This is a genomic window from Kribbella sp. C-35, from assembly GCF_046549195.1.
Classification (GTDB): Bacteria; Actinomycetota; Actinomycetes; order Propionibacteriales; family Kribbellaceae; genus Kribbella.
The window spans coordinates 1203575-1215945 of the sequence record NZ_JAJPWG010000001.1; the positions used below are offsets into that span (position 1 = coordinate 1203575).

Sequence of the window (12371 nt, forward strand, 5' to 3'; positions counted from 1 at the left end):
TAGTAGTCACAACTGCCGCTATAGTGGCAAGCGTGATGGATGATCTGTCTCGATCCTTGGCCGCGACCGTGCAGCAGGCGCGGGTTGCGCAGGACCTGTCCGTGAACGCGCTGGCCGAGCGGTCGGGGGTTTCGCGCGCGATGATCGGGAAGATCGAGCGGGGCGAGGCGCAGCCCACCGCCGTACTGCTGGGGAAGCTTTCCGGTGCGCTCGGCATGACGTTGTCCGAGTTGGTCGCCCGCGCGGAGAACACGGGTGAGTTGCTCCGGCGGGCGGAGGATCAGCCGGTCTGGACCGACCCAGTCACCGGGTACCGCCGGCGCGCGGTGTCCCCGGTGACCGACGGGCCACTGGAATTGGTGGAGGTGGAACTGCCTCCGGGGGCGTCGGTCTCGTACCCGGCCGACGCCTACATCTTCAAGTACCAGCAGTTGTGGATCCTCGACGGACGGCTGCGCTTTCACGAAGGATCACAGGTCCACGAACTGCACGCCGGCGACTGCCTGCAACTCGGCCCACCGCTACCGACGACCTTCCACAATCCGGGTACGTCGGTGTGCCGCTACCTGGTCGCGCTGGTCAAGGGGCGTGGCTGAAACCACTGCGCTACGGCGTCACGCAGACCTTCCCGTTCCGCGATCCCATCCTGCTCCGCAGCCCACGCGACGTAGCCGTCCGGCCTGATCAGCAAGGCGATCGGGGTCTCTCCCTGGCCGGTGACTACTTCGATGGGCTCCGATACGAGGTCGGCGAACGCGGCGTCGGGGGTGAGGTCGACGAGGAGCGGGCGGGCGGACCTCGTCAGCTCGGCCAACCGCTGTGAGCCGACCGTCAGATCCGGCGCCCAGCGGCCTACCAGGGGATGCGAACCTTCGTGGTACTTGATGTCCGCGCCGGAAATCAGTTCCGCAACTCGCTGCACGTTCCGCGGATCGGTCAGAAACTCGCCGAACAGTTTCCGCAACGCCGTCACGTCGTCGCCCGGCGCGATCAACGCGGACTGCGCCTGGGTCTGCATCACGACCCGCTCGCCCACCGGCCGGCGCTCGGACTCGTACGTGTCGAGCAGTCCCGGCGGCGCCCAGCCCTGCACCTCGGCCGCCAGTTTCCACCCGAGGTTGACCGCATCCTGCAGCCCGAGGTTCAGCCCCGGCCCGCCGATCGCGGAATGTACATGTGCGGCGTCGCCGACCAGCAAGACCCGTCCGGAACGGAAACTCGACGCCAGCCGGCTGTTCCCGCCGACCACCCGCCGGAGCTGTCGGACCCCCTCACCCGTTGGCTCGACCAACGGCAGATGGACGCCGAGCACCCGGTCGGCGCTCTCCTGCAGTTCCTGGAAGGACACGTCGGCATCCGGCGGCGTGTCCCACTCCCCTGTGCTGATCGCGGGCAGCCGATTCGGAAACGGTGCCCAGACGAACAGTCCGCGTTCCGTCCGCTGGTGCAGGAACGGCGGCACAACGCCGTACCCCGGGATCTTCAGCAGCCCGTCCTCGATGTACTCGGGCGGCACCGCGGCGCTTCCTGTCCGGGACACCATCGAGTCGTTCGTGACACCGGGAAAGTCGATTCCGGCCAGTTTCCGCGTCCGGCTGTGCCCGCCGTCGGCACCGACCAGATAACCGGTCCGCAGCTGGTACTCCCCGTCCGGCCCGGACAGCGACACCGTGACGCCGTCCGCGTCCTGCGTGAACCCGGTCAACTCGTGACCACGCCGGATCTCGACGCCGAGTTCGAGCGCCCGCTCCTGCAGGACCTCCTCGATGCGTACCTGCGGAACCTGCAGCAGGTAGACCGGGTTCTCCTCGAGTACGTCGAGCGGCAACGGCATCGCGCCGAACACGAATCCAGGAGCCGGCTGCGGCGGACCCGGCGTACCGCTCAAGCGCTCGTACAGTCCGCGGCGGTCAAGCATTCTGACCACCTGGCCGACCAGGCCGTTGGCGCGCGGCACCGTGCTGCGTTCCGGGAGTTTCTCCAGCACGATCGGCCGGACTCCGGCCAACCGGAGTTCACTGGCGAGCATGAGGCCGTTCGGTCCGGCCCCGGCGATGACAACTTCTGCGTCCATGAGGTCCCTCCACTTAGGCGTGACTGACCGCCCCGGCGACATACCGGGGTCTGGTCGCTCTGTTGGTTATTCGGGGTTGGTTATTCGGGGACGGGCAGGCCGGCTTCGATCTGGTCGAGCGCCGACGACAGCAGGTCGGCGATCGAGCGCGGCGGATCGGCCCGTAGCCACTCCGCCATCACGACCGCGCGGGTCGCGCCGACCACCTCGGCGACCAGCCGCGGATACAGCCCCGAGGTCCCGGTCCGGTCGGCGACCGCAGCCGCCAGCTCCTCGGCGACGCGGGCGTAGGCGCGCGCGACCGCGCCCTGCAGTGCCGGCTCGCTCATCATCAACCGGACTCCGGTGAGCCATTGCTCGTCCGGCGGCCGCCGGCTGCCATGGCCTTCCTCGCCGAGGGCGAAGTGCTTCTCGATCGCCGCCCGGACCGCGACCCACAACGGCTCGTCGGCCGGCCGCGCCCGGAGCTCCTCGGCGATCCGCAGGCTGCGATCCACCTCGCGCGCGGCGATCGCGTCGGCCTTGCTGTCGAAGTAGTTGCGGAACGTCCGCAGCGAGACGCCGGCCTCGTCGGCGATGTCCTCGATCCGCACGTTGCCGTACCCGCGCTCGACGGCGAGCCGGACGGCCGCCCAGCTCAACGCGATCCGCGTCTCCTGCTTCTTCCGCTCCCGCAACCCGTCGGCCATGTCTCGACCGTAGCAGAAGTTGCCTAAAGAGCAAAGATGCCTTTTAGGCAATTTCTTCCGACCGGGCAGAACTGGGAGTCGGACCGTGGTTGGGTTAGCCCATGACGGTGTCCCCGCTGGTCTGGATGCTGACGCTGCTGGCGATCGTCGGCCTGTTGCTGTTCGACTACTTCTTCCATGTGCGATCCGCACACGTCCCGACCCTGCGCGAGGCCGCCGTCTGGTCCGCGCTGTACGTCGGGCTCGCGGTGCTGTTCGGACTCGGCACCCTCGTCTTCGGCGGCGGCGACATGGGCTCGGAGTACTTCGCCGGGTACATCACGGAGAAAGCGCTGTCGGTCGACAACCTGTTCGTGTTCCTGATCATCATGACCGGCTTCCGGGTGCCCCGGGAGAACCAGCAGAAGGTCCTGCTGGTCGGGATCGTGGTCAGCCTGATCGCCCGGGCCGGGTTCATCTTCATCGGCTCGGCGTTGCTGAACACGTTTTCCTGGGTGTTCTACCTGTTCGGGATCGCTCTCCTGCTGACCGCCGGAAACATGCTCAAACCGGAGACCGAGGAGTCGCACCAGGCACAGAACCTCGTGGTCCGGTTGAGCCGCCGGCTGTTCCGGACCTCGGAGGAGTACGACTCGGACCGGCTGACGACGGTCGTCGACGGACGCCGGATGCTCACGCCGATGCTGCTGGTGATGGTCGCGATCGGCGCCACCGACCTGATGTTCGCGCTCGACTCGATCCCGGCGATCTTCGGCCTGACACAGAACGTGTACGTCGTGTTCACCGCGACCGCGTTCAGCCTGCTCGGTCTGCGGCAGCTGTTCTTCCTGCTCGACGGCCTCCTGGACCGGCTGATCTATCTGTCCTTCGGGCTCGCCGCGATCCTCGCGTTCATCGGCGCCAAGCTGATCCTGCACGCGCTGCACGAGAACAACCTGCCGTTCGTGAACGGCGGCGAGCACGTCGAGGTCGCGGAGATCAGCACCGGTCTCTCGCTGGTCGTGATCCTGGCCGTGCTCGTGATCACGATCTTCGCGTCCCTGTTCAGTACCCGCGGGCGGACGCAGACCGCGATGGCCCACATCCGCCGGGACGCGACGGCGTACCTCGATCCGGAGTACACCGACGACCCAGGGGAGCGGGAGCGGGTGTTCCAGCGGTTGCTGCGGGCCCGCGACCACATCACCGAGCTCGGCCCCAAGGCCAAGCAGCAGGTGTGGAACGAGGAGGACCTGATGGCCCTGTGCCGCGAGGTCGGCGAGGCGCACGCCGCCGCCCACGCCGACCACGAGATCCGCCCTAGCCTTTGACAGCCCCCGAGGCGAGGCCGCTCACGTAGAACCGCTGCAGACCCACGTACAGCACCACACACGGGATCATCGCGATCACCGATCCCGCGACCAGCGAGCCGAAGTTGATCTCGCCGTACGCGCCGGCCTGGACGTTCACGAGTGCGACCGGCAGCGTGTAGAGCTCGTCCTTGGTCAGGAAGGTGAGCGCGCCGAGAAACTCCGTCCAGGCCGCCAGGAACGCGTAGAGCGCGACGGTCGCGGCGCCCGGTGTGATCAGCGGACGCAGGACGGAACCGAGCATCCGGAACGTTCCGCAACCGTCGACATGCGCCGAGTCCTCCAGCTCGACCGGCACCGAGGCGAACGAGTTCCGCATCACGAACACCCCGAACGGTAGGTTGACCGTGGTGTAGAACAGCACCAGCCCGAGCAGGCTGTCCGTCAGCCGCAGGACGTTCATCTCCAGGTACAGCGGCGTCAGGATCGCCTGGAACGGAATCATCATCGACACCACCACGAGCGCGAACAGCACCGGCCCGCCGCGGAACCGGAAGCGCGCGAACCCGTACCCGGCGAACGTGGCGAGCAACGCCGTCAGTACTGCGGTGCTGACGGCGACGATCAGACTGTTTCCGACCGCCCGGATCAGGTTTCCGGGTCCCTCGATCAACGTCCGGAAGTTGTCCCAGGTCAGGTCGAAGAACGTTTTCCCGTCCGGGGCCGCGACGATCACGTCGTTCGGCTGCACCGACCGGAAGAGGGCCCACAGCAACGGTACGGCGAAGACCAGGAACGCGCCGCCACCGCCGATCACGTAAAACGTGTTCTTGAGTCGCATCGTCAGTCCTTCTCCCGGAGCAGGCGGAACTGGGCCGCGGTGACGAGACCGACCACGATCACCAGCACGATCGACAGCGCGGTCGCGGCGCCGAGCTGCAGCTGGACGAAGGCCCGGTTGTAGATGTACTGGACCACCGTCGTGGTGTCGGTTCCCGGACCGCCGCGGGTGAGGATGTAGAACTGCGAGAACGCGAGCAGCGAGCCGATCACCGAGATGATCACCGCCATCGCGATCGTCCGCCGCAGGATCGGGATCGTGATCTCCCACTCCTGCTTCCACCAGCCCGCGCCGTCCAGCTCGGCCGACTCGTAGTACTCCCGCGGGATCGCCTGCATGCCGGCCATCAACAGCATCATCGTCAGCCCGCTGACGGCCCAGATCACCAGCACGCAGATCAGTCCGGTGGCGAGCGGCCCGTCCACCAGCCAGGCCGTCGTACCGTCGGTGATGCCGAGCTCGCGGAGCACGATGTTGATCACGCCGCTCTCCGGCTGCGCCTCCAGGACGGTGACGAAGCTGAGCGTGGACAGTCCGACGACGAACGGCAGGAAGAAGACCGTTCGCAGCAACGTGGAACCGCGGCGTTTCCGGCGTACCAGGACCGCGAGCGCGTAGCCGAGCACCAGGATCGGCCCGGTCACGATGACCGTGTAGAGCAGGGTGTAGAGGACGGACTTGGCGAACGCGGCGTCGGAAACGATCGCGGTGTAGTTCTTCAGCCCGCTGAACTTCACCGTGCCGATCAACGGCCAGTTGGTCAGCGAGATCACCAGCGCGAACCCGAGCGGGACCAGGACGAAGACCCCGACGAACAGTACGGCGGGACTCACCAGGAGCAGCCCCGTGCGGCCGGGATGCGTGAGCGAACGTGGCGTGCTCATGCCTGCCCCTGTTTCAGAATGCGGTCGTAGTTCTGTTGGGCTTCCTTCATGGCGGCCTCCAGCTCGCCGTCGAACACGGCGCGGCGGAACATCTGCAGCCACGGCCCGTCCGGCTGGTTGTAGAGGAGGTTGTAGGAAAGCGTTGTCGGCGCGTACCCCTGCTGGATCCGCTCCAGCGGCAGCGTCGCCAACGGATACTTCTTCGCGAACTCCGCGGTCCGCGCATCGGACCGCACCGGCGTGTATCCGCCGGCCGGCAGATCGATCTGCTGCGGGAGGTCCAGCGCGAACCGCACGAACTCCCACGCCCCCGATGCATTGCGCGCCCCGCGTGGGATACACATGTTGTCGCCGCCGTCGAAGAACGCCGCACCGCCGTCGGGCCCGGACAGCAACCGCGGCGCCACCTTCTGGTGGAACGCCTCGTCGGACGCGGACACGACCACGCTGTAGTTGGACGGGAAGATGCCGATCTTGCCGGCCCGGAAATCGCTCCCCCAGCGCGACGCGTCGTCGGAGAAGTTCGCCCTCGGCACCAGGCCGTCGACCCACAGCTGCCGGTGCAGCTCGAGCATCTGCCGGACGACGTCGTTCCCGGTGATGTGGCCGGACTGGCTGCCGATCGGGCCCTGGATCAGATCCGTGTCCGCGGCCCACACCATCGGCTGGACGACGAAGCCGAGCGCTCCCGGACTGTTCGCCGGGAAACTCCACGCGTAGATGTCGTCGCCGAGTTTCCGGAACTTCCGGGCTGCGTCGAGCAGATTTCCGAACGACTTCACCGCCTCGTCCGGGTCGACGTCGGCCCGGTCGCACAGCTCGGTGTTGAACCAGAACATCGAGTTGTCCGCGAGGTACGGAACGCCGTACACCCGCTCGTCTTTAGTCGCCAGCCGGAGATGACCGGGGCTGAGTTTGTCCCGGAAGTCCAGGGCGGCGAGCGGTTCGGTCAGGTCGGTGAACGCGTCGCGGTAGATGAACAGCATCGAGTTGATGTCGTCGATGTCGACCAGGTCCGGCACCGTCCGGCCGCGGATCGCGGTCGCCAGCTTGGTCACGTACTGGGCGTCCAAGACCGGTGTCAGCTCGACGGTGAGCCGGTTCTGGGACGCGTTGAACTTCTTCACCAGGTCGGTCAGACCGGTCTGCGTCGCCGCCCGGCACCACACCTGCACGGTGCCGGTGGCGTCCTGCCCGAAACCCGCCGCCTGGACGTCGGGTTCGGGCAGGACCGAGCTACAGCCCGGGAACAGACCTGCCGTGGTCGCCGCGGCACCTACGCCGAGGAGCTTCCGCCGGGTGAGCATCGTCAGGCCCTGGGCAGCCAGACGCGCATGGCACCGATCTCCCGGTTCGCCCATGCGTAGTACGGGATCGCCGTCACCTCGACCTCGTCACCGGTGGAGTCCTCCGCATCGACGGTGAACGGCCAGCCCTCGCGATGTCCGGTACCGGTACGCCCTCGGGCCGACAGGACTGTGACCCCGTCCAACAGTTCCGAGCCCTGCGCGACAGGTGCCTCGGGCAACAGATGGAGGTCGTCGACGTTCGCGGTGTTGTCCGCCTGCTCGACGGCGTACACCAGCGGTCCGCGTTCGATGGCGACACAACCGCGGACGGCGTCGATCCGCGGATCTGCACCGACCACGCGCGGCGTGAGCGGCAGCTGCAGGTCGATTTCGGCAGCCTCGACCCTGGCGTACCCACCTGCCTCGACGGGTTGCCCGTTCACCGTCGCACCATCCGCCCACCCCGGAATGCGCAGCTCGACCGCCACCGGTGTCGCGCTGGTGATCCGCACCGAGCCGTCCCACGGGTAGTTGGTGTCGACGGTCAGCTCGACGTCACCGGACTTGATGACGCCGGCGGCGTACTGATGGATCTGGATGGCGTCGTCGGCGGTCGTCGCGAGGTAGCCGTCGAGGCTCGACAGGGTGCGCATGATGTTCGGCGGACAGCACGCGCAGTCGAACCAGCCGCGCCGTCCGTGCGCCGGACTCCGGCCGGTGTCCGGGTACGCCGCTCCGCGCAGCTGCAACGGGTTGACGTAGAAGTACTCCGTCCCGGAGAGTGACACACCAGCAAGGAAACCGTTGTACAGCATCCGCTCGATCGCATCGCCGTACGACGCTTCACCCGTCGCGAGCAGCATCCGCCAGGCCCACTGGATTCCGCCGATCGCGGCACACGTTTCCGCGTACGCACGATCCGCCGGCAGCTCGTACTCGTCGCCGAACGCCTCGCCCTCCCAGCGCGCACCGAGGCCGCCGGTGAGGTACGTCTTCGTGGACCACATGTGGTCGAACTGCCGCTTCAGGGAATCCAGCAACTCGGAGTCGCCCGTCTCCAACGCAACGTCGGCCGCGCCCGCGGCGAGGTACACCGCGCGGACCGAGTGCCCCTCGACCGAGGTTGCCTCGCGGACCGGGACCCGGTCGGAGAAGTACGCCGGCGAGTGCCCGTGCCGCTCGATGATCCCGTGCCCACGAGCCTCCACGAACCATTTCGCCAGATCCAGGTACGCCGTCGTACCGGTTTCTCGATAAAGCTCGACGAGGGCCATCTCGATGACCGGGTGGCCGTCGACGTCGACCGTCTTGCCGTCGCCGAACGTGGCGACCAGGTGGTCGGCCAGCTTGGTGGCGACATCCAGCAGCGCCCGGTCGCCGGTGCAGCGGACCTGGGCGACCGCGGCCTGGATCAGGTGGCCGGCGCAGTAGTGCTCGTGGCTCCAGACGAGTTGCTGGTAGCGGCCCTCGTCGCCGTACCGGAGCTGGACGACCGAGTCGAGGTACCCGTCCTCGCGTTGGGCGGCCGCGACGACCGCGGTCAGGTCGCGGATGCGCCGCAGCAGGTCGTCGTCGGGGTTGCGCCCGTACTCCCACGCCGCGGCCTCGAGCCACTTGTAGACGTCGGAGTCGGCGAACACCGGGCCGATCGCCTCGCCCTCGCCGAGGCCGGCCGCGAGGCGGAGGTTCTGCAGGTTGCCGGCCTTCTCGAGCTGGTCCTGGCCGCTCGGGATCGCGTCAGCGCCGTTGCGGGCCTGCCGCGGCGCCCAGAAGCCGCCGGTGATCGTGACCTCGCCGAGTCCGAGAGGGTGCCGGCGGCCCTTCGTGGTGGCCGCCGGACTGCGGGAAGTAGTGACAGTTTCCGGGGAAGCGCTCATCTGCCGTGACTCCTGAAGTGAGGACCCTGCATTTAGGAAAATTCGGAACACGTTTTCCTGGACGAAGGTAGAGAGCCTGCCGCGCCAGGTCAACCCCTGCCTGTGGATAAACTCCGGGCCGCTGGCGATCCGTGGGGTACTGTGCCGGAAACCTCAGGAAAGGAGTTGCCGCATGGCGTCACGGAGTACCCGCACGCCCGGAATCAAGGATGTGGCCGCGCTGGCCGGCGTCTCGGCGAGTACGGCGTCGAAGGCGCTGAACGACACCGGGCAGCTCCGCGCGGCGACCCGCGAGCGCGTCCGGCAGGCCGCTGAACAGCTCGGTTTCATCCCGGACGACCGCGGCCGCGCGCTCGCGTCCGGACGCAGTTTCACGGTCGGCCTGATCACCACGGACAGCTCCGGCCGGTTCAGCATCCCGATCATGCTCGGCGCCGAGGACGCGCTCAGCGCGGGCGAGATGGCGCTCGTCCTCTGCGACACCCGCGACGACCCGCTCCGCGAGCAGCACTACCTGAAGTCGCTGGTGTCGCGCCGGGTGGACGGCATCATCGTGACCGGGCGCCGGACCGAGGCGCGGGAGCCGATCGACGTGCCGATCCCGGTCGTCTACGCGTTCAGTCCGTCGACCGATCCGGACGACACGTCGGTGATCGTCGACGACCACGGCGGCGCCGCATCGGCCGTGCGGCACCTGCTGTCCCTCGGCCGCACGCAGATCGCGCACGTCACCGGGCCGGAGTCACACCTCAGCGCACAGATCCGCGCCGCCGCGAGCATGAATTCCGCGCGGGAGGCGTTCGTCGGCCAGCCGCTGTACGGCGAATGGAGCGAACGCTGGGGCCGGCACGCGGTCGACGTACTGCTCCGGGCGCAGCCGACCGTGGACGCGATCACCTGCGGCAGCGACCAGATCGCCCGTGGCGTCTGCGACCGGCTGCGTGAGCTCGGCCGTTCGGTCCCCGACGACATCGCGGTGACCGGCTACGACAACTGGTCCGTGATGGCGCTGGCCAGCCGCCCACCGCTCACCACCGTCGACATGGAGCTCGAAGAACTCGGCCGCCGGACCGCCAACCTGCTCCTCGACGTCATCGCCGGCTCGCCCCGCCGCGGCCAACTGATTCTCCCCACCCGCCTGATCACCCGCGAGTCGACGCTCGGCACCTGAGCGGGTCCCCGGACGTCCAATCTTCGGATGGTCACCCGGACGACCGCCGTTGGTTGCCGAAAACCGTCTAGATTGATGCAGGTGCTGCGCAAGGTAGTGATCGGCGTGGCGGTCATCGCCACGGTGGTGGCGGGGGTGGGGACCGCGCGCCTGGTTCTTCCCTGGACCGATCCCGCCCGTGGCGTCGTGAAACAGCTGGCGTTCCTGCGTGCCGAGCTCGAGGGCGGCGCGGATCTGGCCGCGCAGAAACAGTTTCCGGAGGGCTACTTCTTTCTGAACGTGCTGTACGGACTGAACTGGGTCCAGGTCGGCATCGACGATCCCGCGCGATCCGCGGACGCGAGCGCCGAGGTGCGGTGGGCGCTCGCCCGGATCGCGTCGACGGACGGGACCGCTCCGTTCGACGAGTCGCTGCAACCGCAGTACGGCGTCTTCTACGCCGGCTGGACGAACTGGCTGCGCGGCGGGCTGATCGCGCTCGGCCAGTCGAATGCCGCCGACCGCGACGCCTTCACCAGCGAATCGGTAGAGATCGCCACCGCTTTCCGGACCGCGAAGACCCCGTTCCTGGCGGCGTACCCGGGGCAGGCCTGGCCGGTCGACTCGGTCGTCGCGATCGCCTCGCTGCGGCTGTACGACGCGTTGGTCGCACCTCGCTTCGGGCAGATCGCGCGGAACTGGGTGACGACGGCGAAGGCGAAACTGGATCCGGCGACCGGGCTGCTCCCGCACCAGGTCGTTCCGCAGGTTTCCGGCGCGCGCGGTTCGTCGCAGGCGATGCTCCAGCGGTTTCTGATCGACGTCGATCCGGCGTTCGCGCGAACGCAGTACGCGATCTTCAAGGACAAGTTCGTCACCGGGCTCGGTGTTCGGGAGTACCCGAAGGGCACGACCGGAGCGGGCGATGTCGATTCCGGGCCGTTGGTGTTCGGGAGGAGTCTGTCGGCGACCGTTGTCACGGTCGGCGCGGCGCGGGTGCATCGCGATCCGCTCGCGGACCGGCTGGCGCGCGAGGGTGAGCTGGTCGGCCTGCCGTTCAGCGGGCTGAAGACGAAGCGGTACCTGTTCGGCGCGGTGCCGATCGGCGACGCGTTCCTCGCCTGGTCGACGTCCGCCCGGCCGATGGTCGCCACCGACGCCGGAAGTGGCGGCCGGGACAGTGGCAGCCAGGGAGGGCGCGACCAGGTGGAGTTCGACGGCGAGTCCGGCTGGTGGCGGCTTCCCTGGCTGGTGCTGCTGTGGCTACCGGCGTTGATCCTCTGGGGCGCGCTCCGCCTCAGGCACCGCGGCCGAAGGCGGAAGCGAGCGCACTGAGCTTGCGCGGCAGGTCGTACTCCGCGCCGCCCTCGTGCCCGTTGTAGGTGAACACCTCGATGTCCGCGGGACCGGCGTACCGGTGATAGGCCGCGAACACCGTCGACGGCGGGCAGATGTTGTCCATCAGCGCGACCGAGAACCACGCCGGGCAGGTCGCCCGGGCGGCGAAGTTCACCGCGTCGAAGTAGGACAGCGTGCCGATCGCGGTCTCGGTCTCGAACCGGTGCCCCTTGAGCCAGCGCGCGATCTCGGCGTACGGACCGTTGTCCGTGATCTGCGACGCCCGCCGGTAGTGCGACAGGAACGGTACGTCGGCGATCGCGGCGGACAGGTCGGCGCGCAGACCGGCGACCGCGATCGCCAGCCCACCACCTTGGCTGCCGCCGACCACGGCGACGCGATCACTGTCGACGTCCGGGCTGCACTTCACCGCGTCGACCGCACGGACCGCGTCGGTGATCAGCCGGCGGTAGTAATGCTTGGCCGGATCCTCGATTCCGCGGGTCAGGAAACCCGGTGCCGACGATCCGTGACCTTCCGGCGCGATGTCCGGAGTTTCCGAAACGGTTTTTCCGCCACCGCCCTGGCCGCGGTTGTCCATGACCAGGTGCGCGTACCCGGCCGCGCTCCAGGTCAGCCACTCGTACGGAATCCCGCGGCCGCCGTTGTAGCCGATGTACTGCACGACTGCGGGGAGCGCTCCGGTGCGATGGCGCGGCAGGAGCAGCCACGCCTTCACCGGTTGACCACCCCATCCGCTGAACGTGACGTCCTGGACTTCGACGGTCGCAAGACGTGCGTCGTACGGCGTGAACCGGGCGTCGATCGGGTGGCCGGACGCGTCGTCGAGCGTCTGTTTCCAGAACGCGTCGAAGTCCGCGGGCTCCTCCGGCTCCGGTCGGTACTCACGCAACCGGTCCAGGGGCATGTCGACCAGCAT

11 protein-coding genes are annotated in these 12371 nt (G+C 68.2%); 4 read left to right on the forward strand and 7 right to left on the reverse strand.

The annotated features are described in order from the left end of the window. Window positions 1-35: 35 nt before the first annotated feature. A complete protein-coding gene (locus ACLJOO_RS06220) occupies window positions 36-596 on the forward strand; it encodes a helix-turn-helix domain-containing protein (protein WP_410787123.1) in 561 nt (186 codons plus the stop codon). Here ACLJOO_RS06220 and ACLJOO_RS06225 read toward each other — a convergent pair. After that, a complete protein-coding gene (locus tag ACLJOO_RS06225; RefSeq protein WP_410785834.1) occupies window positions 563-2074 on the reverse strand; it encodes an FAD-dependent monooxygenase in 1512 nt (503 codons plus the stop codon). The genes ACLJOO_RS06220 and ACLJOO_RS06225 overlap by 34 nt on opposite strands. An 80-nt stretch (window positions 2075-2154) precedes the next feature. Then, window positions 2155-2763 carry a TetR/AcrR family transcriptional regulator gene (locus ACLJOO_RS06230; protein ID WP_410785835.1) on the reverse strand — a complete coding sequence of 203 codons (609 nt, stop codon included), beginning with the start codon at window positions 2761-2763 and terminating at the stop codon, window positions 2155-2157. A gap of 101 nt (window positions 2764-2864) precedes the next feature. Between ACLJOO_RS06230 and ACLJOO_RS06235 the strand changes: the two genes are divergently transcribed. After that, on the forward strand, window positions 2865-4073 hold the full coding sequence (locus tag ACLJOO_RS06235) for a TerC family protein (protein WP_410785836.1): 1209 nt from the start codon (window positions 2865-2867) through the stop codon (window positions 4071-4073). Here the strand turns inward: ACLJOO_RS06235 and ACLJOO_RS06240 are convergent. Genes ACLJOO_RS06240 through ACLJOO_RS06255 form a run of 4 tightly spaced genes read right to left on the reverse strand, consistent with a single transcriptional unit; the run spans window position 4063 to window position 8943 of the window. Further along, complete coding sequence (locus ACLJOO_RS06240) at window positions 4063-4893, reverse strand: carbohydrate ABC transporter permease (RefSeq protein ID WP_410785837.1); 831 nt, start codon at window positions 4891-4893, stop codon at window positions 4063-4065. The genes ACLJOO_RS06235 and ACLJOO_RS06240 overlap by 11 nt on opposite strands. 2 nt (window positions 4894-4895) lie before the next feature. Beyond that, window positions 4896-5777 (reverse strand): carbohydrate ABC transporter permease, encoded by an 882-nt coding sequence (locus tag ACLJOO_RS06245; RefSeq protein ID WP_410785838.1) that lies wholly within the window; start codon window positions 5775-5777, stop codon window positions 4896-4898. Beyond that, entirely contained in the window at window positions 5774-7138 is a 1365-nt protein-coding gene (locus ACLJOO_RS06250; RefSeq protein ID WP_410785839.1) for an extracellular solute-binding protein, read from the reverse strand. The genes ACLJOO_RS06245 and ACLJOO_RS06250 overlap by 4 nt, the downstream gene beginning before the upstream one ends. Continuing rightward, window positions 7087-8943 carry a glycoside hydrolase family 127 protein gene (locus ACLJOO_RS06255; protein ID WP_410785840.1) on the reverse strand — a complete coding sequence of 619 codons (1857 nt, stop codon included), beginning with the start codon at window positions 8941-8943 and terminating at the stop codon, window positions 7087-7089. The genes ACLJOO_RS06250 and ACLJOO_RS06255 overlap by 52 nt, the downstream gene beginning before the upstream one ends. Window positions 8944-9115: 172 nt before the next feature. Here ACLJOO_RS06255 and ACLJOO_RS06260 point away from each other — a divergent pair, with 172 nt between their 5' ends. Then, window positions 9116-10114 (forward strand): LacI family DNA-binding transcriptional regulator, encoded by a 999-nt coding sequence (locus ACLJOO_RS06260; protein ID WP_410785841.1) that lies wholly within the window; start codon window positions 9116-9118, stop codon window positions 10112-10114. Between the two features lie 81 nt (window positions 10115-10195). Next, window positions 10196-11428 (forward strand): hypothetical protein, encoded by a 1233-nt coding sequence (locus ACLJOO_RS06265; protein WP_410785842.1) that lies wholly within the window; start codon window positions 10196-10198, stop codon window positions 11426-11428. Here the strand turns inward: ACLJOO_RS06265 and ACLJOO_RS06270 are convergent. Further along, window positions 11391-12371 carry an acetylxylan esterase gene (locus ACLJOO_RS06270; protein ID WP_410785843.1) on the reverse strand — a complete coding sequence of 327 codons (981 nt, stop codon included), beginning with the start codon at window positions 12369-12371 and terminating at the stop codon, window positions 11391-11393. The genes ACLJOO_RS06265 and ACLJOO_RS06270 overlap by 38 nt on opposite strands.

Excerpts from the sequence above, each read along its gene's own strand:
- ACLJOO_RS06220 (WP_410787123.1), top strand. The coding sequence starts at position 36 with ATGGATGATCTGTCTCGATCCTTGGCCGCGACCGTGCAGCAGGCGCGG.
- ACLJOO_RS06225 (WP_410785834.1), bottom strand. The coding sequence starts at position 2,074 with ATGGACGCAGAAGTTGTCATCGCCGGGGCCGGACCGAACGGCCTCATG.
- ACLJOO_RS06230 (WP_410785835.1), bottom strand. The coding sequence starts at position 2,763 with ATGGCCGACGGGTTGCGGGAGCGGAAGAAGCAGGAGACGCGGATCGCG.
- ACLJOO_RS06235 (WP_410785836.1), top strand. The coding sequence starts at position 2,865 with ATGACGGTGTCCCCGCTGGTCTGGATGCTGACGCTGCTGGCGATCGTC.
- ACLJOO_RS06240 (WP_410785837.1), bottom strand. The coding sequence starts at position 4,893 with ATGCGACTCAAGAACACGTTTTACGTGATCGGCGGTGGCGGCGCGTTC.
- ACLJOO_RS06245 (WP_410785838.1), bottom strand. The coding sequence starts at position 5,777 with ATGAGCACGCCACGTTCGCTCACGCATCCCGGCCGCACGGGGCTGCTC.
- ACLJOO_RS06250 (WP_410785839.1), bottom strand. The coding sequence starts at position 7,138 with ATGGGCGAACCGGGAGATCGGTGCCATGCGCGTCTGGCTGCCCAGGGC.
- ACLJOO_RS06255 (WP_410785840.1), bottom strand. The coding sequence starts at position 8,943 with ATGAGCGCTTCCCCGGAAACTGTCACTACTTCCCGCAGTCCGGCGGCC.
- ACLJOO_RS06260 (WP_410785841.1), top strand. The coding sequence starts at position 9,116 with ATGGCGTCACGGAGTACCCGCACGCCCGGAATCAAGGATGTGGCCGCG.
- ACLJOO_RS06270 (WP_410785843.1), bottom strand. The coding sequence starts at position 12,371 with ATGCTGGTCGACATGCCCCTGGACCGGTTGCGTGAGTACCGACCGGAG.